This is a genomic window from Bartonella bovis 91-4, assembly GCF_000384965.1.
Classification (GTDB): domain Bacteria; phylum Pseudomonadota; class Alphaproteobacteria; order Rhizobiales; family Rhizobiaceae; genus Bartonella; species Bartonella bovis.
Genome location: NZ_CM001844.1, coordinates 881418 through 907111 on the forward strand (window position 1 = coordinate 881418; position 25694 = coordinate 907111).

Genomic DNA, 25694 nt, shown 5'->3' on the forward strand with positions numbered 1-25694 from the left:
CCAAAAAAGAAATTGAAATATTTACTTTTTTTGTTTGTCTATTGATAAATGCGCACGCAATTTTGTTGCACGATTTTCTTTTATTACCTGGCGTGCACGTCCCAAAGCCAAACTGTTTACAGGAACATCTTCAGTGATAACACTTCCTGAAGCGATATAGGAATCTTTCCCGATAATCAATGGAGCAACAAGCGCTGAATTAGATCCAATAAAAACATTGTCATCAATCATAGTTTTATATTTATGAAAGCCATCATAATTGCACGTAATCGTACCCGCTCCGATATTAGTATGCGCACCAATTTCTGCATCACCAATATAACTCAAATGGTTAATTTTAGCACCTTCCCCCACTTTTGCTTGCTTAATCTCACAAAAATTCCCAACCTTAACTGATTGTGCTAACTCTGTTCCAGGACGTAAACGTGCATAAGGACCAATTTGCGTATCTGCACCAACAAAAACCCCTTCTAAATAACTAAATGCACGAATAACTGCACCAGACTGCACTTTTACCCCCGGCCCAAAATAAACATTTGGCTCAATCAGAACATCTGGTTCAATTTCTGTATCATAAGAAAAATAAACACTTTCTGGTTTCAATATTATCACACCAGATAACATGAAATCACGTGCTTTACGTTTCTGCCATAAAGTATCAACTTCAAAAAGCTCAAAACAGTTATTAACCCCTATAACATTATCAAAAGGTACTTCAATGACTTGAACATTTAATCCTTCACGTGATGCAATAGAAACAATATCTGTTAGATAATATTCTCGCTGCGCATTATTATTACTAATTTTATCTAAGAGAGAAAGTGCATACTTTCCATTAATAGCCATTATTCCGCCATTACAAAAAGAATTCTTTTTCTCTTCATTACTTGCATCTTTTTCTTCTACAATAGCTATAAATTTACCATTTTTTTCGATAAGACGGCCATATCCCATTGGATCAGGAGCATAAAAGCCAGCAACAACAACATCTGTTCCCATAGCAAGAGGAGCACGAATCCGTGTCAATGAAGTATGTTCAATCAAAGGAGTATCACCAAAGATAATTAGGACATCATCCACCCCTTTTTGTAAAGCTAATCGAGCAGATAAAACAGCATGAGCAGTTCCTAAACGCTCTTTTTGCTCAAAAATCATGACATCTTTTACACATGATTGAACAACCTTAGTAACATCTTCACCACCAGCTCCCACAATAACCGCTATTTGTGAAAAACCTGCCAACTCTATTTGCTTTATCACATGGCATATAAGTGGTAATCCTGCTATCTTATGAAGTACCTTAGGGAGAAACGACTTCATGCGTGTTCCCTCCCCTGCCGCAAGAATAATAGAAAGACAACTTCTAACCATAAAACACACAAAAATTAACGAAAAAAGCTAAACCAACGAGAAATATCATGCCAACTGATAGCTTCGATATTACTCAGTAAAGGATAACTTTCCAAAAGCCAAAATGAAAAATTCTGAATATAGCCTGTCAAAAATAAAATACCTGTGATAACTAAAAAAATACCAATAATTTTTTCAACTTTCCCTAAATGAACACGAAAAGTTCCCAAAAATTTCATAAAGCTGCTTGAAAATAAAGCTGCCAATACAAAAGGTACTGCAAGACCTAACGAATAAAATCCTAAAAGGATGGCCCCTTCTCCCACAGTTTCTTTTGTTCCTGCAAGTGTTATAATAGGCCCTAAGATTGGGCCAATACATGGTGTCCAACCAAACGCAAAAGCTAAACCTATAACATAAGCCCCCAAAGGGCCTGTAGGAATTTTACGTGTTTGAAAGCGTGCCTCTCGAGATAATAAATTAATTTTAAAAACATGCAAAAAATTTAAACCAAAAATAATGATAATAATTCCAGCAACAATAGCAAACCAATCACGATAATAACCAATGAATTTACCAATTGTGCTTGCACTTGCCCCTAAAGCAACAAAAATGGTTGTAAACCCAAATACAAAAGCAAAAACAGAAGATAAAAGTGCCAAGCGTACAGATCCTTTTTCATTCTCCTTTTCTGAACGAAAATCCTCAACACTAATACCCGCCATATAGCATAAATATGGAGGAACTAACGGCAAAACACACGGTGATAAAAAAGATAATGCACCGGCAAAAAACACACTTAATATTGAAAATTCCAAGACCAAAATTTTATACCTATTCTCAAATTATAATTTATATTCACAAATGATAATCAATTCATCGACTCATCAAATTTCTGTATATTTTGAGTATTTGCTATAATATTTATATCTTCATCTCGACCAGAAACTACCGAAAAAACCTTTTGATAAATTTGATCTTTATTTTTAGCAATCGCAATATAATCACCTTCGGCCAATACAAGCGAAACATAAGCCCCGGCTGTTTCATAAACAATATCACCAGACTCATTAGTAATCGACCAACTTGTATCTGCCAATGCCTCTCCCCCTTCTTGACGAACCAACTTTAATACAATTTGAGCTGCTTGATGTTGAAAGGTTACCTCAATAATTTTGCCCGCATCTACTTGAATATCTGAACGTGTTATAGCATTCACTGAACCATAATGAGAAACAACGTGGTAATGACCATTTTTCAAGCGCACAATCGACTGAGGTTTCACATTTGATAAGATAATGCCTGTATCATCATTTTCCTCTGCATCTTTATAGATAGTAAAATACAAATCCTTTTCGTTAACCGTTCCATTAAGTAATGTACTATTAAAAACAATACCACCAGCATTAAGATTAAAATCTTTGACGAGCTCTTGTCCATTTTCTAAATTTATCCGATCTACCATACTTGCATGACCAAATGAAACATGAACAAGATAACTCCCCGCCTCTAAATCAAAATGTGCAGTACCACCCTCAAAAATCGCAATCAGAGGTAATTTATTATCAATTCCCAAAACAGGTGCATAAATACGCCATACTAATCCTTTTGTAATATTTTTACTATTACGAGTTAACCGAGCATAGAGTGTTAATTTGGCCTGAGAATGCAAAATTTCTTGTTCATGATTTTCAGAATGTATAACGGAAGTTATTGGCTCCTCATGTTGATAGTTTTGGAGCTCTTTTTCCTCAGAAAATGCACTACCATCCCAAATCAACAAAATAAGTATTATAGCCAACCAGAAAGTCTGACGTAATATTTTTGTAAATATGCTCATCTCTCCATTGTTGACTAAAGCAACAATCTTTTCAAGAAGCAATGTCAGAGAAAACTAGTCTAAATTGAAAAACTAATTCCACAACCACATGATGAAGCAGCATTGGGATTATGAATTTGAAAAGATTGCTCCATGAGATTATCAACAAAATCAATTTCTGCCCCTTTCATGAAAGGAAGAGAAAGTGAATCAATCAATATAACTGCACCATCTTTTTTTACAACGAGATCATCCTCCCTACTTTCAGAAACTAAATCATATTTATATGAAAAGCCCGAACATCCACCGCCTTCAACAGAAATTCGTAATGCTATTTTATCGGGTTTACTCGAAAGTATCTGTGCAATCCGTTTAGCAGCAAAATCTGATATTTTTACACTCATTTTTATACACTCTTGCATTAAACTGTCGAGGAAGCGTATCCTAAACAGATAAAAGCCTGTTAATAACAAACTGATTTTAAATTTAAGGTGAGAATGGATAACTTGCAATGGATATTAATAATACCAATTTCAATTACCAATCTCGAGCAATATATAGCACAAATCCACAAAAAAGCCGTGGCAGATTATTTAATGAGACTGTAAGCGCCACACGCACATCTTTTCAACGAGATCGAGATCGTATTATCCATTCTAATGCATTTCGACGTCTTAAACATAAAACTCAAGTGTTTATTGCCGATGAAAGTGATCATTATCGCACTCGCCTTACCCATTCGATCGAAGTTTCCCAAATCGCGCGTACATTAGCTCGTGCATTATATCTCGATGAAGATCTTGCCGAAGCCATTGCTCTTGTGCATGACTTTGGGCATACACCTTTTGGGCATGCAGGAGAAGATGCCCTTAATGAGGCAATGGCACCTTATGGTGGTTTTGATCATAATGCACAAGCATTACGTATTGTTACAAAGCTTGAACACCGTTACGCAAACTTTGATGGACTAAATCTCACCTGGGAAACACTTGAAGGACTTGTGAAGCATAATGGACCTCTTTTCGGCCCTCATTCTTCAAATAAAAATGTCCCTATAGATATTTTGCAATATAATGCACAACAAGATCTTGAACTTGACTGTTTTGCTGGATTAGAGGCGCAATGTGCTGCTATTGCTGATGACATTGCTTACAACGCTCATGATATTGATGATGGTTTACGGGCACATTTTTTAACAATTAATCAATTCGAAAATATTGCGCTAACTGCTTCATTATTACACAATATCGAACAAGAATACCCACAGCTTGATCAAACTCAGCGTGGCTATGAACTAGTGCGCAGACAGATAACAGTTATGGTTGAGGATGTTATTGAACAATCACAAAAAAACTTAGCATTTATAAAACCTGAAAGCGTAAATGACATTTATCAAGCAGGACAAACTATTGTTACCTTTTCTCCCACAATGGTTATCCAAGAAAAACAGTTAAAGGATTTTTTATTTAAAAATCTTTACTATCATGACCAAGTCCTCACACGCCGAAATGCAGCAAAACGCATTATACAAAAATTATTTGATTGTTATTATAAAAATCCAGAACTTATGCCTGAAAACTGGTGCAACAAAATAACTCATTTAACAAATCAGGAATTGGCACGTCTCATTGCTGATTTTTTATCAGGTATGACCGATCACTACGCTTTGCGTGAATACCACCGATTATTTGACCATACAGATGATTTCGTTTAATTGATTTCGAATGTAATATGGAATTAGAACATGAATATCTTTAAAAGTTTCGAAAAAAAAATTAAAGAATTAATTGAATTATCTGATATAAAAGGAAAAAATAGAGAAACTTTAGATTTATCAAAAGTTACCGTTGATCCCCCACGAGATTCTTCGCATGGTCATTTGTCAACAAATGCAGCTATGGTGCTTGCAAAAGCTGTCGGGCTTAACCCACGTATACTCGCAGAAAAAATTATAGAACTTCTAAAAAATGATCAATCTATTAAATGTATTAATGTTGCTGGTCCTGGATTTATCAATATCAAATTGACCAAATCATTTTGGCAAGATGTACTAAAATCAATAATTGAAGGAGGTATAGCTTACGGTCGTAGCCAAATAGGGCAAGGTAAACGAATCAATGTTGAGTATGTTTCTGCAAACCCAACAGGACCAATGCATGTAGGGCACTGCAGAGGTGCTGTTATTGGAGATGTTCTTTCTAATTTGCTTCAATTTGTTGGCTATAATGTCACTAAAGAATATTATATTAACGATGCTGGTGGGCAAGTTGAAGTACTAGCGCATTCTGTTTTGTTGCGCTACCGCCAAGCGCTTGGGCAAACAATTAATGAAATTCCAGAAGGGCTGTATCCTGGTGAGTATCTGATACCATTAGGGCAATCACTTGCTCAAGAATTTGGTGAACAATTACTTACTATAGATAAGTCTGAAGCTTTATCTATAGTAAAAGAGCGTGCAATTGACGCAATGATGACTATGATTCGCAATGATTTATCTGCATTGAATATTCATCATGACGTTTTTTTTTCCGAACGAATGCTCTATGCTGATAATGCACAAGCCATTCGCAGTGCAATTAATGACCTCACTTTAAATGGTTATATCTATAAAGGTATACTGTCTTCACCAAAAGGAAAAGTCATAGAAGATTGGGAGCCACGTGAACAAACCTTGTTCCGTTCAACTGATGTTGGTGATGACCAAGACCGTGTTTTGATTAAATCTGATGGTTCTTATACTTATTTCGCCGCTGATATTGCTTACTTTCGCGATAAATTCAATCGTCATTTCGACGAAATGATTTATATTCTAGGTGCAGATCACTCCGGATATGTAAAACGATTAGAAGCAGTAGCAAAAGCAATTTCTGGCGACAAAGCTAAACTAGCTGTATTTTTATGTCAATTAGTGAAACTCTATCGTAATGGTCAACCTGTACGTATGTCTAAAAGAGAGGGGGCGTTTATTACCTTGCGCGATGTTGTAGAAGAAGTTGGTCGTGATCCAGTGCGTTTTATGATGCTTTACCGTAAATGTGAAGCACCTCTTGATTTTGACTTCACAAAAGTAACAGAACAATCAAAAGATAATCCTATTTTTTATGTGCAATACGCAAGTGCACGTTGTCACTCAGTCTTTCGTCAAGCACTAGAAAGCCTGCATATCGATAATCTTTCAAATAAGATAATGATTCCCTATCTTGACAAATTAATAAACGATAGTGAAATATCATTAATACGTAAACTTGCTGAATATCCACGTATTATTGAACAAGCAGTAATTCATAAAGAGCCACATCGATTAGCATTTTATCTTTATGATCTTGCTTCAAACTTCCACGGACATTGGAATAAAGGTAATGATAATCCTGAGTTACGCTTTACCAAACTTAAAGATAAAGAATTATCGTTGGCCAGATTGGGTTTGATTCAAGCTGTCATAAATGTTTTATCATCAGGACTTCAAATTGTGGGAATAAAAGCATCAACAGAAATGCGTTGAAAAAGTTCTACAAAGATATAAAATGGATTTTTTATTAAAAATATTTTTTGTATACTTCTGTTATAAAATGCATTTTTTTGATCGAAAGATGAAAATTTTATAATTCCAAACATAATAAATCTAAATTAACAGTTCACTGCATTCAATTGCAGATCATCACGTGAGAAAACCTATGAGCGATAATAATCGCAAAAATTTGCAGGAAGAAAAACAAGATCATGAACAACATGATTTTGTGGAGGAGTTTACGCAAATTTTTAATTCAAACACACAAAACATAAATCAAAATTCTCATCATACTCACTCTTCGGTAGAATCTGATTATTCAATACCTCAAACTCCATTCCAAAATGATGATTTTGATCTTTCCTTTTTAGAAGATAATTTTGAAAATGATTCAGTGGGTGAATTGCTATTTGACAGTCAAAATGAGTCATGGAATTTACAATCAAATGTTAACAATCCAACTTCAATGGATACACCCCCCTTTACTCCTGATCGCTCAGAAAAAAACAGTTCTTTTTCTGAAGGAATGTATGCTTATCCCCCCCATAATGACGAAGAACAAATCTTAGAAGCGCTTTCCCCATTACCCATCCCCAAAAATGAAGGAATGCAAGATAAAGCGGCATCAACTAATAATGATCCTTTTTTTGAAACAGATGATTTTAACACTAACTTAGAAAATTTTTTTCTTGATGAAATAGATAAACAAAATAAGAATACAGTTACTAGAAAAGCGCATGAAGACACTGAAGTTTTTTTACAAAAAAATGCACAACAAAAAACTAATGATACACAATCAAATTATGATGGTAAGCAAAGCGCCTACCACACACCTACAAATTCTCCTTATGAGCTGCGGGTTAATCAACAAAATTTAGATAATAATCATTATGATGATGGATTCTTAAAACAAGAAGAAAACACTTTAAAAACTGTAGAATATAAAGATGCTCAAACTCAATATACTCAAAACAATATAAACACTACTGAAGATATCTCATATAAAAACAGTATGAATGAGATACAGCATAATCAAAATAATTTAAATGACACACAAACCTCATCAGAACCCCTTAGTACTACACAAACAGAGAATTTTTTTGTACACGGTTATCCTCACACTGATAATCCTCCTCCAGAAGTTGACACTTATAAATTCGCAGATGAAATCGTAGAAAAAACTGAGTTAATTATGGCTTCAAAAGTTCTCTATGAGGCTCCCAAATACGATGTATCTGCTGATAGTCTTCAAAAAGAATTCTCTGAGGTATTCAATGTAGGAAATATCTCTTCAGAAGATTTTTTGCAGCAACAACAAAATGATTCTTTCAACGAAATTTCTCATCATACTAAGCAAGACTCAGAGGAAAATTCATCCATAAACACCTCGCAACACAGTGCTAATTATTCTCCTGTTGGAAACAAAGAACAATCTTCCTCTCTTCCTGCCAATAATTCGCAACATAAATCTGCAGGCGAAGTGCCCACTCACGTATTGGTAACTTCATCTTCGAAAAATTTTATTAGAAAAAACTTCACTAGAGGTATTATTCTTTTTGTTCTAATTGCAATTAGTGTTTTTGGTTATTCTCGCTTTTTTACATCACCAAGTGAAAATAACAGTCCGCTCATTATCCATGCTGATAACACACCTTTTAAAGTCAAACCAGAAACAACTGAAACTGAAAATAATGTCACTCATGATTTAACTATTTATAATCAAAAAACCAATAAAAATGAAATACAAGAAAGTACACAACAGCCTCTTGTTGACAGTTCTGAAATGCCTGAAAATTTAACAGCATTAAATAAGAAGGCATCTGAAAATGAGAAAGAACCCAAAAATGAGGAAATACTTAAAAATACCTCTCTTGCTTCTTCTCATGAAGAACCTAATATTGAAATTGAAGATGCAATCACAGAAGCTCTCGACCATACTGTACCAACACGAGAAGTTCAAACTGTTATTGTAAAAGCAGATGGTACAATGGTACTTACTCCAGCTCATCAGGCAAATGAAAAGCTCACAGACCATTCTGAAGCCCCTACTAATCAACCTGAAATAATTAATCAGTCTGCTGATCAACATCAAGATCAAGATGACATCGCAGATTCCGTGCAATCGTCTAACATCAATGATAATCAAACAGAAGGTGACATCACAACAAATATTGATGCAATTATCGCAGAAAATGCTTCTATCCCTGATAATGAAGATTCTTTTATTCCTGATGAAAGCCCTTCTATTCCTAGAACTGAAGAAAAAACTGAAAAATCATTTATACCAGTGCCTTTATCTGTAAAACCTAATTCAACTACGCAAACACATAGTGGTGATCATTCAAATCTATCAGCACAAGTAACGACACAAAATTCAGAAAGCTATTATGTACAACTTGCATCGCATCCAACGTCTGCATTAGCTGAAGATTCTTTAAGAAAATTAAAGTCTAAATTTGGTTCTCTTATTGGTGAACGTCCTTTCAATGTTCAATCTATTTTTATACCAGAAAAAGGGACCTATTATCGTATCCGTGTTCAAACTCAAAATCGCAATGAAGCTATAAGCCTTTGCGAAAACATCAAAAACTCTGGTGGAAATTGTCTTGTCACACGCTAAATAAATATAGTAATAGCTTTAAAATCATCGCTATGTTTTTTTATTTTTTGCTAATTTAATTATTAATTAATTTTAGATACTAACCTTGTATGAGGCGATAATTTATTATCTGTTAAATAATATTTATTTTTTAGTTATAGTAGGTTAAGTTATTTCATTTAAGGGATTTTTCATCGTAAAATATGATGGCGATATATACTTCTTAAAATATTAGAGATGTTATATTTTAATACTCTTTTTAACTCTTTTCCTTAATTTAATTCCATAGCATTACTTTATAAAGGCTCGTTTCTGTGATTTTGTAAAAAATTTAAAAGTAAAAACAAGAAAATAACAAATACAAAAACAGCCAAAAACCTCTATTAAGTAAAATTCCTACTATTTATTTTTCATTTAATTTACAGTTCTACACTTTCTTCAAATATATAAATGAATTCAATTAATCATTATAAATTCTTTTCTTTATTTTTCTATGTTAAACTATTTAAAGAATATGCGTACGTATAGTTATTCAGTTTCTTATTTCAGAAGGACAATAAATACTTACTAAAAATTTTAAACCTTTTGACAAATCCTTAAATTAAAAACTCCGACATAGTCAAAAGGCATTTAAGAATAATCTCACATCTACAATAAAAACATTGACACTAAAGAATTGCTAATCATAATGTTGTAATTGAAGTATCTCGTTATCTTCTCAGTAAAAATATATACAAATAAAACATAAATCTCAGAATGTTTCATTTATGACTTCTTTCACATCGTCTCTCCCGTTTAAAATAGAACAACATCCGTCACCTCTATCAAATGAAAGACGAGAAGAAATTCTAAAAAATCCTGGTTTTGGTCAATTTTTTACAGATCATATGGGTGTTATTCAATGGACTGAAGAAAAAGGTTGGCACAATGCCATTATTTCTCAGTACAAATCTCTAGAGATTAATCCTGCAAGTACCGTTTTGCACTATGCTCAAGGAATTTTTGAAGGCTTGAAAGCATACCGTGCAAAAGATGGACGTATTTTATTATTTCGTCCTGATGCCAATGCACAACGTTTTGCAGAATCTGCCAAACGATTAGCTATGCCTGAACTACCAAAAGATATCTTTCTAGATGCCATTAATCAATTGGTGAAGATTGATCAAAAGTGGGTTTCTGGCCATCCAAATGGTAGTCTCTATTTACGTCCATTCATGTTTGGTAATGAAAGCTTCTTAAAAGTCCGTCCTTCTCGAGAATATATTTTTTGTATCATAGCATCTCCAGTTGAGTCATATTTTACAGGAGAAAAAGCCGTTAGCGTATGGCTTGAAACAGAATATAGCCGCGCTGGTCCAGGTGGTACGGGATCTGCCAAATGTAGTGGAAATTATGCAGCAGGTTTACTTGCACAAAATAATGCAATTAAAAATAATTGTAGTCAAGTATTGTTCCTTGATATGGTTGAGCATAAGTGGATTGAAGAACTTGGTGGTATGAATATCTGCTTTATTATGGAAAATAATACTCTTATAACACCGGCACTAAATGGCACCATTCTTCCAGGAATAACGCGTGATTCAATTTTGAAGTTAGCACAACAAATGAATTTAACAATAGAAGAGCGCCCTTATTCTTTTGAAGCTTTAAAACAAGACGCTAAAAATGGTAAACTTAAAGAAGCTTTTGCTTGTGGTACTGCTGCCGTTATCACATCAATTGGACGATTTAAATATAAAGGGGGAGAATTTGCCATTGGGAATGAAACAATTGGTAATATTACAGCAAAACTTCACGCACAATTAATTAACATTCAAAAAGGAAATATAGAAGATAAAAATGGTTGGGTGCACCCTGTTCAACTTATTTAAAAATTCATAAAAACTAGAGAATATATTTAACATTCACTCTTAAAATTTTATAAGAATGTACCTCCTAAAAAGCTTGCTTTATTTCTTAAAAACAACAATGAAAAAGGACAAAAAATCAGTTAAATTTTAATTGGTTTTTATGTTGTGTCTTGATATTACGGATTGTGCCTGTACATGAACGCATTACGATAGTCTCTGTCTGAATATAATTGCGTGTAAATTTAACACCAGAAAGCATATTGCCATCAGTCACACCCGTTGCAGCAAATAAGACATCACCCTTTGCCATCTCTTCCATTGTATAAGCTTTATTCGGATCACTAATTCCCATTTTGGCAGCGCGTGCAATTTTTTCTTCTGTATCAAGTTTTAAACGCCCTTGCATTTGCCCACCAATACAACGCAAAGCCGCCGCAGCTAACACACCTTCTGGTGCTCCACCAATACCCATGTAAATATCAATACCCGTTTCATCTGGATCAGTTGTATGAATAACGCCAGCAACATCACCATCACCAATCAAATAGATCGACGCACCAGTTGCACGTACTTTATCAATCAATTCGTTGTGACGAGGTCTATCCATAATGCAGACAGTAATTTGATCAACATTCACTCCTTTAGCTTTTGCAAGAGCGTAAATATTGTCTGCAGGCTCAGCGTCTATATCAACTAAACCCTTCGGATAGCCAGGACCAATAGCAATTTTTTGCATATAAACATCCGGAGCGTAAAGCAAATTACCTTTTTCAGCAATCGCAATTACTGCAAGCGAATTAGCTAAATTTTTAGCGCAAATTGTAGTTCCCTCAAGTGGATCAAGTGCAATATCAACTTCCGGCCCAGTGCGAAGCCCTACTTTTTCTCCAATATAAAGCATAGGAGCTTCATCGCGTTCACCTTCACCAATCACAACCGTACCATCAATAGGTAAACGATTAAGTTCGTGACGCATCGCATCCACAGCAGCTTGATCAGCTGCTTTTTCATCACCACGCCCTCGTAAGCGCGCAGCTGCAACAGCAGCGCATTCCGTCACACGAACTAATTCAAGCGTTAAAATACGATCAAATCCAGTTAAGATATTTTGAGTCACTTTGGGCATATAAAGAATCCTACCAATTAGTATTAGCTAAAAACATTAGCATCCACTATTAAATATTAACAATAAAACTTTTTCGTAAAAATAAAAGTCTTCTACAAAAAATAATCAAATTTTCGCTTTAATTATTATAAAGTAAATAGGGTCATATAAAATAAACCTTCGCAATTTTATGTCATACGTTCAATGCGAATGAATTGAGATCTCGCAACAAGATGACCATCTTTTGCAATTCCTGCAAGCGCTTGTTGTATGTTTGTTTCTGTTGTTTCATGTGTGACTAAAATAATTGTTTTTGTTCCCCCAATTTGACCTTCTACAAAAGACCTCTGAACAATTGACTCCAATGAGATGTCATGATCAGCCATATGCTTTGCAACCGTCGCAAAAACACCAGCACGATCATGAACACTCAAACGAATAAAGTAACCACCTGCATGGGTAGCAATGCATGCTTTTTTATAAGGAGTAAGCGCTAATGCTGGCCGTCCCAAAACAGATCCATATTGAAAACCAGGATGAGCTTTTGCTATGTCAGCTAAATCCCCAATAACCGCTGAAGCTGTTGCTGCCCCTCCAGCACCAGGACCAGAAAAAAGTAACTCACCCAATAAATCACTTTGAATAGCAAGTGCATTAGTGACGCCATGAATCTGTGCAATCACCGATGATGTGGGCACCATTGCCGGATGAACACGTTGCTCGATTCCTGTATCAGTTTTTAACGCAACTCCTAAAAGTTTAATACGATAACCCAATTCATCAGCTGCACGGATATCAACTTGCGAGATATTACTAATTCCTTCAACATAAATATCATCCAACGAAATGGCAGTTCCAAATGCTAAACTTGTTAATAAAGCTAACTTATGAGCGGTATCGTGACCTTCAATATCAAAAATCGGATCAGCCTCAGCATAACCAAGTTTTTGTGCATCTGCCAAGCAATCCTTAAATGAAAGACCTTCAGTAAACATACGCGTTAATATATAGTTACAGGTCCCATTAAGAATTCCATAAATTCGCGATACATAATTACTGGAAAGAGATTCTTTCATTACTTTAATAACAGGAATTCCACCTGCGACAGCAGCTTCAAAATTAAGAAAAACGCCTTTTTCTTCTGCATGAACAGCAAGCGCCACCCCATGTCGGGCCAACAGCGCCTTATTGGCAGTAACAACATGGTGTCCTGCCTTAAGTGCTGCTTCAACTGAAGCATGCGCGACATCTAACTCACCACCAATCAACTCAACGAAAACATCAATTTCATTAGAGGAAGCCATCTGAATAGGTGAATCGAACCATTTAACATGACTCAAATCAATCCCACGATCACGATTTTTATCGCGTGCACTAACTGCAACAACTTCTATTGGTCGTCTGCAATGACAAATTAAAGTATCTGCCTTTTCGTGTAAAATTCGAACAACTGAAGCACCGACTGTTCCAAGGCCTCCAATTCCAACCCTCAAAGCTTCCGCCATTATTTAAACTGCCTGCTGATTTTTTATCTTTATTGAAAAATATTTGACATAACATTTGCTCTTGATGCAAATTACGTTCCTTCGCAACGAATACATACGTACTATTACACTCCTACCTTCAAAATGACAACAACATCCGCTCATTTAATCAAACATTGAAAAACTATGAGAAATACAAAATTAGCATCTTCAAAGAATAAATTTAAAAACCATAATTTGCATAGACGCACAAATGCTGTATAATTTAAGTAAGGTCACACATATAAAGCAGTTGTTATTTATATATCCAAGATTAAAATTCCGCCCTGCGCTCTAATACTTAAAAGGCTTTAAATCCTGATATAAATTTAACATTTATATACCGCGTTAAATATCTGAAAGCTTGAAATTAATAAATAAATTACCCCCAAAATAATGCTCTGGGTTTAAATAATTATCGATTTCCGATCGTACAATTTGATGTAATTTTTTTCAACTTCATAACATCGCATTTTCTTATTTTTATTAGATTTAATAAATCTACGATTTGTATTTTAAAAAGTAGCTTTCGTATGTATACATCTTTTTTAGTTAATTAATAAGAAGTTGTCGTCGCATCTTAATTAATTGCTCCCTAATAACTTTGATTTTATCAAAAAGTACGGATATCCATCGTTTTGTGAAGCTTTTTTGCAAGTAAAGGAAATCTTCATTATGTCACCTTCCCTAGCCACTCAATAAAATAACACTAAAAAATTTAGGTATCAAAATTACTGATCTTCACTATTCTCATTTATTTACCGAAATTGGAAATAACAAAATTTCATTTGGTTATTATTGCTGCTAATGCTAAGGTTTTTACCAATTTTTTAATTATTTTATCAGATTTTCTCATTTAATATTTTGTGGAATAACTTAAATTACGCCAACATATATATTTCAAAATAATTCAATAAAATGTGTTTTTTTTAAAAAATCACTCATAGAGGGGTTGCGAAGTAAAAAGATCCTCTCTATAAGCCTCATCACTGGTTTGCGCCCATCGTCTAGCGGTTAGGACATCGCCCTTTCACGGCGGAAACAGGGGTTCGATTCCCCTTGGGCGTACCATTTATTCTTAACCTTACCTATATCTATCTAATTCTATTATTCTTTTTTTAAGATAGGGATAAAATAATACGATTAGGGAGTGGAATTTTCCAACTTAACTTTACAAAATGTACCAAAATCACCTCGAACTCTTGATTGGTTTTCTACTTATACAAATATTCCTCATTCTCATCATACTTAAAAATGTCTCTTGTTAAGCTTAAATTGATCTCATTATGATCCTACCTATCTAAATACACTTGCAACCATCCAACACAAAAAACATCTTCATTTGTCACGCACTCAGTTAGAAAGATCAGAGCGCGCATCAGCATTACTCTTCTTTTAATCTGATCTTTTATTTTCAGTCTTTTTGTTACTACCTTTAAAGCTTCCTCTGTCTGTTTTGTGTTGTTCAACTTTTTTCCAAATCTGACAAATATTCATTAAAATCTCCAAAAGAGTAGCGAATACATCAAGTATAATCGCAAGGTATTTTTACACCCATTACTCTGCCTTTTTTGTAAGCTTTCAGATAAATTCTTGACACGATATGATACGATCACAATAACCAAACTTATAAAGATAGCACCTAATCCACCAGTGATCTAAAATTGCTTTACCAATACAAGCAAGCGAATCTATAATGGCGTTATTTTTCTTATTGAGAGTTTGAGACTATCGAATGCTCCCATTTGTCTTGCTTCTATGAAAGCTGAAGTGGCAATAACAGCTCCACCTTTTACCCTTATACTCCAGAGCAACGATGCATTAAAAGTGTCAAACATAGTTGGATACAGAAAATGATTATACAATAAGTATAGAATGTAAATTGTTTAATGAAACGCAAAAAAAATATAGCCGACGTATGCACAATGCTATAGAATTTTAAGCTATTTAAATCATCTTCGTCAAAAAGATATAGCCAACAGTATAATTTTTTACCGTTTTATTATAAAAATAATAGAAATTTATAGATTTATTCCGCCTATAAATAACACATCTCATTTGTTAAGAAATTTTTATGTCTTTTGTGCAGAACAAAATATTGCCAGGTTGACGAATTTGTCTAGACACGATAGTTGAAAATATTTTTATGCGGGATAATGAGCGGGGAATATTATGGCAGAGAAAACGCTGCAGTCGCTTTTGCAGACATATCGTGATGAAGCGCGTACCCAACGGGACAAAGGAACATATTTTGAACGGTTTGCTCTTGCTTATCTCACGCATGATCCTCTTCAGCGCAGGGAATATGAAAATATTCAAACCTTTAAAGATTGGGCTAAAGAAAATGGTTGGGATGCTCGTGACACCGGTATAGATCTTGTCGCAAAGCTTTGTAAAGAAGATGGCTTTGCAGCTATTCAATGTAAATTCTATGATGCAGACTATAGAATTAGAAAAAGAGATATCGATAGCTTTATTTCAGCATCAGGGAAAGATCTATTCAAGCGACGTGTCGTTATAGATAGCACTGAAAAACCTTGGAGTGACAATGCCGAAACAATGAAAGAAGGGCAAAGTATCCCTGTTATACGAATTAATCTTTCTGATATGCAAGAAAGTCCTATTCGTTGGGAAACCTTTGCAGCTAAAAATCAAATTGTTTTAGCACCCAAAAAAGATTTACGTAAACACCAAGAGGAAGCATTGCATGCTGTGCGTGCTGGACTTACTGAAGCAGACCGTGGCAAGCTTATCATGGCCTGTGGTACAGGTAAGACATTTACCAGTCTCAAAATCGCTGAGGATTTGGCAGGTAAAGGCAAGCGTGTCTTATTTCTTGTTCCCTCCCTTGCTCTTATGTCACAAACGGTGCGTGAATGGGCAAATGATACACAAATCTATTTAAGATCTTTTGCAGTGTGTTCAGATACACAAGTTGGTAAGCGTCGTAAAAGTAATGACGATATTGCTGAAATTGATGTATCAGATCTTGTTTTTCCGGCAACAACCGACGCCGCTCAACTTGCAAAAAATGCTAGCGATGTTGTGGCAGATGAAATGACTGTTGTGTTTGCAACCTATCAATCCATTCAAGTTATTTCTGATGCCCAAAACAAATATGGCTTGCCCGTATTTGATCTTATTATTTGTGATGAGGCTCATCGTACAACAGGCGCAACACTGAGTGGAGAAAATGAATCTAATTTCGTTAAGGTGCACTTTAATGAATGTATTCGTGCAAAAAAACGCCTTTATATGACAGCGACACCTCGTATTTTTGGTGATAACGCAAAAAGTCGAGCCAACGAAGTTGATGCAGTTCTTGCTTCAATGGATGATGAAAAGCTCTTTGGTAAAACACTTTTTTATCGCGGTTTTTCATGGGCAGTGCAAAATGGTCTTTTAACGGACTACAAAGTCATTGTGTTGGCAATGGACGAAGGACTTGTGAGTTCAGCTGTACAAAAACGTCTTAGTGATAGTGAATCTGAACTTATCCTTGATGATGCAACAAAAATCATCGGATGTTATAAAGCCCTAATCAAAACCGACATGAAAGTCGACGTTAACTTTGACCCTGCCCCCATGCAGCGTGTTTTAGCATTTTGTAAAGATATCAAAAGCTCTGAATTACTCCGTGATGAGTTTTCAGCAGTCGTTGAAGAATATTTTGATTATATCAACAAAAAGGATACTGAAAACGAACCATTTCTGAAATGTGAAGTTGAACATGTTGATGGCACGTTCAATGCTAAAGAACGTAGTATATTGCTTGATTGGCTGAAAGCTGATGCCGGGGATAATGTTTGCCGTGTCTTGACGAATGCACGTTGTTTATCTGAGGGAGTGGATGTTCCAGCTCTGGACGCTATTATATTTTTACACCCGCGTAAGAGCCTGATAGATGTTGTTCAGGCGGTTGGGCGTGTGATGCGTCGGTCTGAGGGCAAAAAAATGGGTTATATCATTCTACCAATTGGAATTCCTTTTGGTATTCCAGTGAAACAAGCTTTAAACAACAACGAAAAGTATCGCGTTATCTGGCAAATTTTGAATGCTTTGCGTGCTCATGATGACTATTTTGATGCGACAATTAATCAAGCATCACTGGGGCAAGACGTAAGTAGTAAAATTGAAATTATCGGCATTACCCAGAGCACTGAGCTGCAGGCTGTTACTGCTATTGTAGACGACCTTCCAACACAGTTAAAGTCTGCACAATTGAACATAGGGACACCGGGGCAAGATTTTATTGCCACACATGAAGTTCAAGGGGAGCTTTCATTTTGTGTTGATGAACTTTCTCGTGCGATCAAAGCAAAGATGGTCGACAAATGTGGTACACGTAATTATTGGGAGGATTGGGCTAGCAATATTGCTGAAATTGCCAAAAATCATATCACACGTTTAACAGGTATTTTGGCAGCACCAGATACTGAAGTGCGACAGACCTTTGACAAATTCTTGGCAGAACTGCGTAACGATTTAAATAACGCTATCACAGAAAGTGACGCGATTGAAATGCTTGCACAGCATATTATCACGCGCCCTGTATTTGAAGCGTTGTTTGAAGGGCATCAGTTTGTTCGTGAGAACCCTGTATCGCGTGCCATGCAGCGTATGCTTGATGTGTTGAATGAAGCTAACCTTGAGAAGGAATCCAAAAATCTTAAAAAATTTTACGATAATGTGAAATCACGAGCCAGTGGCATTACCGATCCACAAGCAAAACAAAGTTTAATTTTAGAGCTTTATGATAAGTTTTTCCGTTATGCTTTTCCACGCACTGTGGAAAAACTGGGGATTGTTTATACTCCCGTTGAAGTTGTAGATTTTATTCTCCATTCAGTTAATGAAGTATTAAAAACTGAATTTGGGCAAACACTTGGTTCGCCAGGTGTTAACATCATGGATCCCTTTACGGGAACGGGAACTTTTATCACACGACTTTTACAATCTGGTTTGATTAAACCAGAAGAAATGGAACACAAGTTCCGTCATGAAATTCACGCCAACGAAATAGTATTGTTGGCATACTATATCGCGGGCATTAATATTGAGGCAACATATCACAGCATTATGGGTGGGGACTATGTTCCATTCAGGGGGATTTGTTTAACCGATACATTCCAGCTTTATGAGCACGGACAGGAGAAAGAACAAGAAAAAGATCTGCTTGATCTAATGGAGAATAATAGTACACGTCGGTCACATCAGCAAAATTTGAATATTCGTGTTATTGTTGGTAACCCTCCTTATTCTATAGGACAAAAGAGTGAAAACGACAATGCAAAGAATATCAATTATCCTAAATTAGACAGTCGCATCCATGAAACTTATGCAGCTCAATCTGAAGGAAGTACTCTATTACGGTCACTGTATGACAGTTACATTCGGGCAATTTGTTGGGCGAGTAATCGTATAAAAGACTGTGGTGTTATTGGTTTTGTCACAAATGCAGGTTTTATTAATGCGCGCTCTATGAACGGTTTACGAAAATGCCTGGTTGAAGAATTTAGCAGCCTTTATATTTTTCATTTACGAGGTGATCAACGAACTTCTGGAGAACTTTCTCGAAAAGAAGGTGGAAAAATTTTTGGTTCGGGAAGCCGAGCCCCCATTACTATCTCTATGCTTATCAAAAATCCAGAAGCAAAACAATGTGGAAAAATTTATTATTATGATATTGGAGATTATCTCACGAAAAAAGAGAAACTTTCTGAAATTCAGCGTTTTGGCAGTATTGGTGGGATCAAGCGTGAAAATGGTTGGCAAGCTATTATACCAGATAAACACGGCGATTGGCTCAATCAACGCAACAATGATTTTGAAACATTTTTAGTCTTGGGAGATAAAAAAAATAACAACTTAAAACTATTCAATACTTTTTCTTGTGGCGTCGTAACTAACCGTGACGCTTGGACATACAATTCAAGCCGCGAAGCCTTAGCAGAGAATATGAGTAATATGATTACCTTCTATAATAATGAAGTGGAACGTTTTAATACTACATATCTACATTCTGACCACAAAGTACATACAAATTCTGTAGATGATTTTATCAACACGGACGCTAGAAAGATCAGTTGGAGCCATTCTATCAAACAACAACTAATTAAAGGAACTATTTTAACATTTGAGAGTGACTGTCTTACCCTGAGCCTTTATAGACCTTTTACACGCCTGTGGCTTTATTATAATCGTGCCCTTAACGAAAGAGTATATCAAATGCCGTTCATATTTCCTATGAAAAAGGTGGTAGAAAATAAAGTGATACAAATCACAGGAATTGGAGTCAAAAAGGATTTTTCTGTTATCATGACTAAGGATTTACCTAACCTTGATGCACTAGAGAAAGGTCAATGTTTTCCACGGTACATTTACAAAAGTGTCGCATCTTTAAAAGATGAAGATGAGAAGCAGATCCATTTATTTGCAAATTGTGCAAAAGAAACCAAAGAAGATGGCTTGCAGTGGCATGATGCTATTACTAATGAAGGGTTAGCATATTTTAAAGCGGCTTATCTTGGCGAAACAATTACAAAGGATGATCTTTTCTTTTACGTTTATGGGATTTTACATTCTGAGGATTATCGTGCCCGTTACGCTCATAATCTTTCCAAACAATTGCCTCGTATCCCAACGGTTAAAAAAGTAGAGGATTTTTGGGCTTTTGTTGAAGCTGGTCGAAAACTTGGTGATTTGCATACAAATTATGAAGATGTAGAACCATACCACGTTACATATAAACAGGGCGATCCAAGCACTTGGGTTATTGATGATGAGGTTAATTTCTACCGTGTTGAAAAGATGAAGTTTGCTGGTAAACGTGGTACTATTGATAAAAGTACCGTGATTTATAATACACAAATTACTATGCAAAATATCCCATTGGAAGCTTATGACTATATAGTGAATGGTAGATCTGCTCTTGAATGGGTTATGGATAGGCAAATTGTGAAAACCGATAAAGCAAGTGGTATTGTTAATGATGCTAATCGCTATGCTGTGGAGACTGTTGGCAATCCTGCTTACCCTTTAGAATTATTTCAACGGATTATTACTGTGAGTTTAGAAACAATGAAAATTGTTCATAATCTCCCAAAATTAGAAATAAGAGAAATTGAAGATACTCAAAAAACTGTACACTAAAAAAATTTAAGTACAGTTTGGAGTTATCTCCTTAAATAAAAAGAGCGTTGTTAAATTTTCAAAGTGAAAAAGAATAATTTAAAAGTAGTCTGTATCTTTTGAAATTTCAATTATCAAGGATCTTGCGCTTACAGTTTGTCAAAGAAATTTGTATTATCTTTATGTCATTACTCAAGAGTACAGAAACTCAAATACTGGTATAAAAGCGTTCATTATTACTTGTATGATCTAAGTGGTTTTCACAAATTTAAGGGAGAATTTTAGAATTAGAATTTTTCCATCTATTAATGTTGCACTACATTTCCTAAGTGCAACATTAAGAACATTCATACTATTAAAAAATCTACATAAGATTTACGTTAAAAACTTTTAATACTTTCTACGTTTTTTCAAAAAACTAGCCCCGAGTTAAGCTTAGTGAGTTTATTGTAGAGTCACTGCTCTTTTTTATAGTATTGATTTTTATCCAAACCAATAAATCATAATAGGAAAGTAAAATGGCCACAAAAGCTTTATAAACTCGTTGTTTAATTTACTTACAAGATGCAATATTCTAAGAAATTATTGCAAAATCTAAACAAATTTATAAATGAATCAAATAATTTTATAAGATATTAATACACAATAGAAAAATGTATAGATCCTATAGCCCCAGTAAATATCTGCTTACCTTCTTGTTGAAACTGTTGAATTAATTTTTCATCAATCATGCGGCGATCCCACATTGTGCCAAACATATAGCCTTTCTTCCAATCAACAGGTCTTCCAGTAAAGTTTTCCATAGTCGATTGACTGTATATTTTGGCAGTATCATGATCTAAAGCTTTAAATAAAGCCTGTGATCCCCCACCAAGCAATTTACCTTCTTTTGCAAAAAAATGTATAAGATCTTTTAACTGATTATCACTTACTACCAAAGGAGCATAAATCTGAAAGTGACCATTTGGAACATCATCATAACCCTGAAATTGCGAAGAATCAGCATCAATTAAATCTCCCCAAAAAGAAACAGAGTGAGTGTAATCCATTAGAGAAGAAATTTCAGCAGCCTGAATTTCATTATCAGATATCTCTTTAATATGTGACAATGCATCATAGAATTTTAAAGGAAAAATATCTTTAGTACCAATAGATACAGATGGCGTCTGAACAGTGTCCTGAAGCGTCTCATCAAAATGCTGTTCCATAGGTAAACTATGCTTTTGATATTCATCAATTTTTATATTGAACTGAAATGAATCAATAAAAACCATCATTCCTCCATCCGAGCTGATATACTTCAATAACACTTTTATAAGTGTTTTATATAACACAAATAAATATTAAAACAAAAGTTATTTTAGAAAGTTTATTTTTACCCATTATAAGTTTATTATTAAAAAATAAAAATTACAAAACAGCTTATTAATATACTCAATAACTCTTTTCTTATAAAATTTAATACTCTTCTATTATCACTTATTTTTACTTTTCATCATAGACCTGAAAGTGCTATAGAAAAAATATTACTTAAAGAAAAAGGACTTCTAATGGAAAAGATCAAAGTAGAAAATCCCGTCGTTGAAATTGACGGCGATGAAATGACCCGTATTATTTGGAAGCATATAAAAGACAAACTGATCCACCCTTATCTTGATATTAATCTCAAATATTATGATCTTTCCATCAAAAATCGAGATGAAACCAATGACCAAGTTACTGTTGATTCTGCCAATGCTATTAAACAATATGGGGTTGGTGTAAAATGTGCAACTATTACACCTGATGAATTACGCGTTAAAGAATTTAACTTAAAAAAAATGTGGAAGTCGCCAAATGGCACAATCCGTAACATTTTAGGCGGAGTCATTTTCCGTGAACCCATTATCTGTAAAAATGTCCCACGCCTCGTTCCTAGTTGGACAAAACCTATTATCATTGGGCGTCACGCTTTTGGTGACCAATATAAAGCAACTGATTTTAAATTCCCTGGTAAAGGGAAACTAAGCATCAAATTTATTGGTGATGACGGCCAAGTTATAGAACACGATGTTTTTGATGCCCCAAGTGCGGGGGTTGCTATGGCCATGTACAATATTGATGAATCAATCCGTGATTTTGCCCGCGCATCTTTCAATTACGGCCTACAACGAAATGTTCCAGTCTATCTTTCGACAAAAAATACTATTTTAAAAGCTTATGATGGTCGTTTCAAAGACATTTTTCAAGAAATATTTAATACAGAATTTAAAACTGAATTTGAGAGCCGTAAATTACATTATGAGCATCGCTTGATTGATGATATGGTCGCTTCAGCGCTCAAATGGTCAGGTGGATATGTTTGGGCATGTAAAAACTATGATGGTGATGTTCAATCAGATATCGTTGCTCAAGGTTTTGGTTCCCTTGGCCTTATGACTTCTGTTCTCATGACACCAGACGGTAAAATCGTTGAAGCAGAAGCTGCGCATGGTACAGTAACACGTCATTACCGTCAGCATCAAAAAGGTGAAGAAACATCAACAAATTCTATCGCCTCTATTTTTGCGTGGACACGTGGGCTGATTCATCGTGCCAAACTTGATAACAATGAAAAGTTGAAAAACTTTGCCACTACGTTAGAAAAAGTTTGTATTCACACTGTTGAAGAAGGTTTTATGACAAAAGATCTTGCACTTTTGATCGGACCAGAACAAAAATGGCTTTCTACAACAGGATTCCTCGATAAAATTGATACAAACCTGAAAAAAGAAATGACCAATTAATATAATTGAAATCCCAAGTTCTGCAGAAGGAGAGCTTGGGATTTTTAAACAAAACTAAATAACTATATTCTAAGAAAAACAGGTAATTCCTTTATCAATAGTAAAAATAGTGAAACAACAACTATTGTTTCATAAAGATAATTTGGCACCTTAGTATTAGTATACTCACATTTGCTAATGTTAATATTACAAAATAAAAAAAGATACCTTGAGTATCTTTTAGCTCTATTTATTCAAACAGCTTTTATTATAAAGCCCATAAAATAACAGCAGCCACAAAATAAAAGAAACTTACTCCCCCAATAGCTATTCAATCTAAGGTGCATTAATGCTTTCAACAATAATCATAACCATCAAAGCAAGTAATAATACTATTAAACAGCTTTCAGACGCTATTCTTTTTAACATCTAATAACCATAGTTATGATTTGGAATTAAATGCTATCAAGCAACTGTTTACAAACTGTCATACTGCTAATTAAGAAAAACTAAAAAATGGGTGTTAATAATATTGGTTGAAACATAATAAACAACACATGCCAATATATTGGCGTGCATACCTAAAATCATCTTGTATAAAAAATGAAATTTTCATACTTCTTTAATAAATCACTAACCTGTAATTAACATTGTTAATCTAAACAGTTATCAGAAACAGAAAACAAACTGTTTTTCTCCGGATCAGGTAGTGCGTACCGGAGCAACAATCTCTGTTAAATTGACAGTACAGAGAAAATGTTATCAATAAAACTGCGCGTCCATTCCTTATGACAGCGCAGTTTTATACTTTTCCAAAAAGTTAATTTAGTCAATCAACGCTATTAAGAAAAACTCTCTTCACGAGAAAATAAACCTAACACAATGAAAAACAAATCAAATACCGTCAAAAATAGACACACCTAATGTGCTAATGCTTTTTTACTTTGTTTCCATAAAGCACTCGTTTCAGCACAAAAATCAGCGTAACATCCTGTCTTAATGGAAGCGCGAATCCCTTGCATAAGCTGTTGATAATAAGAAAGATTATTCCAAGTTAATAACATGCCACCAAGAGCTTCATTAGATTTGACTAAATGGTGCAAATAAGCACGACTATAATCACGTGCAGCAGGGCAAGGTGATTGTGGATCAAGAGGGCGAGAATCTTCTGCGTAACGCGCATTGCGCAAATTTACCCTACCAAAGCGAGTAAAAGCTAAACCATGACGCCCAGCACGCGTTGGTAGAACACAATCAAACATATCAATACCTCGAGCGACACTTTTTAAAATATCATCTGGAGTGCCCACTCCCATGAGATAACGTGGTTTATTCTCTGGTAAAATAGAACAAGTAGTATCCAATACAGCCATCATAATATCCTGAGATTCACCAACCGCAAGTCCTCCAATAGCATAACCCTTTAAATCCATCTCTTTTAATGCCTGAACAGAACGTTCACGCAACCTCATATTATCACCGCCTTGAACAATACCAAACATAGCTTTATCTGGTTGATTACCAAAAGCTGTTTTACAACGCTGCGCCCAACGCAATGAAAGTTCCATAGCAGCTTCTATTTTTTTCTCACTTGCAGGTAATGCAATACACTGATCAAGCTGCATTTGAATATCAGAATCAAGCAGTCCTTGTATTTCAATAGAACGTTCTGGACTCATTTCATAATACGCTCCATTAATATGAGAGCGGAAAATCACACATTTCTCTGTGATTTTACAAATCCCTGAAAGCGACATAACTTGAAAACCGCCAGAATCTGTTAAAATAGGTTCAGGCCAACGTGCAAATTCATGTAAGCCTCCTAAGCGTGCAACCCGCTCAGCTCCAGGCCGAAGCATTAAATGATACGTATTACCTAAGATAACATCTGCCCCAATAGAACGCAGCTGATCCATATACATAGCCTTAACGGTCCCTGCCGTTCCAACAGGCATGAATGCCGGTGTGCGAATACGTCCACGTCCTGTTATAATTTCACCCAAACGTGCCTGTCCATCTTGAGCAATTTTGTTATAGTGAAACATCTTAATCATTATTTTCGTCT

General features: G+C 35.1%; 14 protein-coding genes and 1 tRNA gene. 7 read left to right on the forward strand and 8 right to left on the reverse strand.

Annotated elements, in window-relative coordinates; translation table 11 throughout:
- Positions 1 to 21: 21 nt before the first annotated feature.
- Genes glmU through BBBE_RS03820 form a run of 4 tightly spaced genes read right to left on the reverse strand, consistent with a single transcriptional unit; the run spans position 22 to position 3573 of the window.
- Complete coding sequence (gene glmU / locus BBBE_RS03805) at positions 22 to 1371, reverse strand: bifunctional UDP-N-acetylglucosamine diphosphorylase/glucosamine-1-phosphate N-acetyltransferase GlmU (RefSeq protein WP_010701278.1); 1350 nt, start codon at positions 1369 to 1371, stop codon at positions 22 to 24.
- Positions 1372 to 1385: 14 nt separating this feature from the next.
- Positions 1386 to 2174, reverse strand: coding sequence for a cytochrome c biogenesis CcdA family protein (locus BBBE_RS03810; RefSeq protein ID WP_010701279.1), 789 nt, complete (start codon positions 2172 to 2174; stop codon positions 1386 to 1388).
- Positions 2175 to 2221: 47 nt separating this feature from the next.
- Positions 2222 to 3190 (reverse strand): carboxypeptidase regulatory-like domain-containing protein, encoded by a 969-nt coding sequence (locus BBBE_RS03815; protein ID WP_192812756.1) that lies wholly within the window; start codon positions 3188 to 3190, stop codon positions 2222 to 2224.
- 59 nt (positions 3191 to 3249) lie between these two features.
- The gene (locus BBBE_RS03820) at positions 3250 to 3573 is read right to left on the reverse strand and encodes a HesB/IscA family protein (RefSeq protein ID WP_010701281.1); all 324 of its coding nucleotides are present in this window, start codon (positions 3571 to 3573) and stop codon (positions 3250 to 3252) included.
- A gap of 107 nt (positions 3574 to 3680) precedes the next feature.
- On the opposite strand from BBBE_RS03820, the gene BBBE_RS03825 reads away from it, so the two are divergent.
- The 4 genes from BBBE_RS03825 (at position 3681) to BBBE_RS03840 (ending at position 11147) form a co-directional block, all read left to right on the forward strand.
- Positions 3681 to 4883, forward strand: a complete 1203-nt coding sequence (locus BBBE_RS03825) for a deoxyguanosinetriphosphate triphosphohydrolase (RefSeq protein WP_010701282.1) — start codon at positions 3681 to 3683, stop codon at positions 4881 to 4883.
- 30 nt (positions 4884 to 4913) lie between these two features.
- The gene (gene argS / locus BBBE_RS03830; RefSeq protein WP_010701283.1) at positions 4914 to 6671 is read left to right on the forward strand and encodes an arginine--tRNA ligase; all 1758 of its coding nucleotides are present in this window, start codon (positions 4914 to 4916) and stop codon (positions 6669 to 6671) included.
- A gap of 172 nt (positions 6672 to 6843) precedes the next feature.
- Positions 6844 to 9297: an SPOR domain-containing protein gene (locus BBBE_RS03835; protein ID WP_010701284.1), complete on the forward strand. Its 2454-nt coding sequence runs from the start codon at positions 6844 to 6846 to the stop codon at positions 9295 to 9297.
- A gap of 746 nt (positions 9298 to 10043) precedes the next feature.
- Entirely contained in the window at positions 10044 to 11147 is a 1104-nt protein-coding gene (locus tag BBBE_RS03840) for a branched-chain amino acid aminotransferase (RefSeq protein WP_010701285.1), read from the forward strand.
- Between the two features lie 115 nt (positions 11148 to 11262).
- On the opposite strand, the gene glpX is transcribed toward BBBE_RS03840, so the two are convergent.
- Positions 11263 to 12252 carry a class II fructose-bisphosphatase gene (gene glpX / locus BBBE_RS03845; RefSeq protein WP_010701286.1) on the reverse strand — a complete coding sequence of 330 codons (990 nt, stop codon included), beginning with the start codon at positions 12250 to 12252 and terminating at the stop codon, positions 11263 to 11265.
- 167 nt (positions 12253 to 12419) lie between these two features.
- A complete protein-coding gene (locus BBBE_RS03850; protein WP_010701287.1) occupies positions 12420 to 13736 on the reverse strand; it encodes a homoserine dehydrogenase in 1317 nt (438 codons plus the stop codon).
- Between the two features lie 1014 nt (positions 13737 to 14750).
- Between BBBE_RS03850 and BBBE_RS03855 the strand changes: the two genes are divergently transcribed.
- Positions 14751 to 14825 (forward strand) — tRNA-Glu (locus tag BBBE_RS03855).
- A gap of 1101 nt (positions 14826 to 15926) precedes the next feature.
- Positions 15927 to 20906 carry a DEAD/DEAH box helicase gene (locus BBBE_RS03860; protein ID WP_010701288.1) on the forward strand — a complete coding sequence of 1660 codons (4980 nt, stop codon included), beginning with the start codon at positions 15927 to 15929 and terminating at the stop codon, positions 20904 to 20906.
- Positions 20907 to 21520: 614 nt separating this feature from the next.
- Here the strand turns inward: BBBE_RS03860 and BBBE_RS03865 are convergent.
- On the reverse strand, positions 21521 to 22162 hold the full coding sequence (locus BBBE_RS03865) for a hypothetical protein (RefSeq protein WP_244428343.1): 642 nt from the start codon (positions 22160 to 22162) through the stop codon (positions 21521 to 21523).
- 273 nt (positions 22163 to 22435) lie between these two features.
- Between BBBE_RS03865 and BBBE_RS03870 the strand changes: the two genes are divergently transcribed.
- Complete coding sequence (locus tag BBBE_RS03870; protein ID WP_010701290.1) at positions 22436 to 23650, forward strand: NADP-dependent isocitrate dehydrogenase; 1215 nt, start codon at positions 22436 to 22438, stop codon at positions 23648 to 23650.
- An 899-nt stretch (positions 23651 to 24549) separates the two neighbouring features.
- Here BBBE_RS03870 and tgt read toward each other — a convergent pair.
- Entirely contained in the window at positions 24550 to 25683 is a 1134-nt protein-coding gene (tgt, locus tag BBBE_RS03875) for a tRNA guanosine(34) transglycosylase Tgt (RefSeq protein WP_010701291.1), read from the reverse strand.
- Positions 25684 to 25694: the final 11 nt, after the last annotated feature.

What these genes read in the sequence shown, in the direction of transcription:
- glmU (WP_010701278.1), bottom strand. Translation starts at nt 1,371, where the DNA reads ATGGTTAGAAGTTGTCTTTCTATTATTCTTGCGGCAGGGGAGGGAACA.
- BBBE_RS03815 (WP_192812756.1), bottom strand. Translation starts at nt 3,190, where the DNA reads ATGAGCATATTTACAAAAATATTACGTCAGACTTTCTGGTTGGCTATA.
- BBBE_RS03820 (WP_010701281.1), bottom strand. Translation starts at nt 3,573, where the DNA reads ATGAGTGTAAAAATATCAGATTTTGCTGCTAAACGGATTGCACAGATA.
- BBBE_RS03825 (WP_010701282.1), top strand. Translation starts at nt 3,681, where the DNA reads ATGGATATTAATAATACCAATTTCAATTACCAATCTCGAGCAATATAT.
- argS (WP_010701283.1), top strand. Translation starts at nt 4,914, where the DNA reads ATGAATATCTTTAAAAGTTTCGAAAAAAAAATTAAAGAATTAATTGAA.
- BBBE_RS03835 (WP_010701284.1), top strand. Translation starts at nt 6,844, where the DNA reads ATGAGCGATAATAATCGCAAAAATTTGCAGGAAGAAAAACAAGATCAT.
- BBBE_RS03840 (WP_010701285.1), top strand. Translation starts at nt 10,044, where the DNA reads ATGACTTCTTTCACATCGTCTCTCCCGTTTAAAATAGAACAACATCCG.
- glpX (WP_010701286.1), bottom strand. Translation starts at nt 12,252, where the DNA reads ATGCCCAAAGTGACTCAAAATATCTTAACTGGATTTGATCGTATTTTA.
- BBBE_RS03850 (WP_010701287.1), bottom strand. Translation starts at nt 13,736, where the DNA reads ATGGCGGAAGCTTTGAGGGTTGGAATTGGAGGCCTTGGAACAGTCGGT.
- BBBE_RS03860 (WP_010701288.1), top strand. Translation starts at nt 15,927, where the DNA reads ATGGCAGAGAAAACGCTGCAGTCGCTTTTGCAGACATATCGTGATGAA.
- BBBE_RS03865 (WP_244428343.1), bottom strand. Translation starts at nt 22,162, where the DNA reads ATGATGGTTTTTATTGATTCATTTCAGTTCAATATAAAAATTGATGAA.
- BBBE_RS03870 (WP_010701290.1), top strand. Translation starts at nt 22,436, where the DNA reads ATGGAAAAGATCAAAGTAGAAAATCCCGTCGTTGAAATTGACGGCGAT.
- tgt (WP_010701291.1), bottom strand. Translation starts at nt 25,683, where the DNA reads ATGATTAAGATGTTTCACTATAACAAAATTGCTCAAGATGGACAGGCA.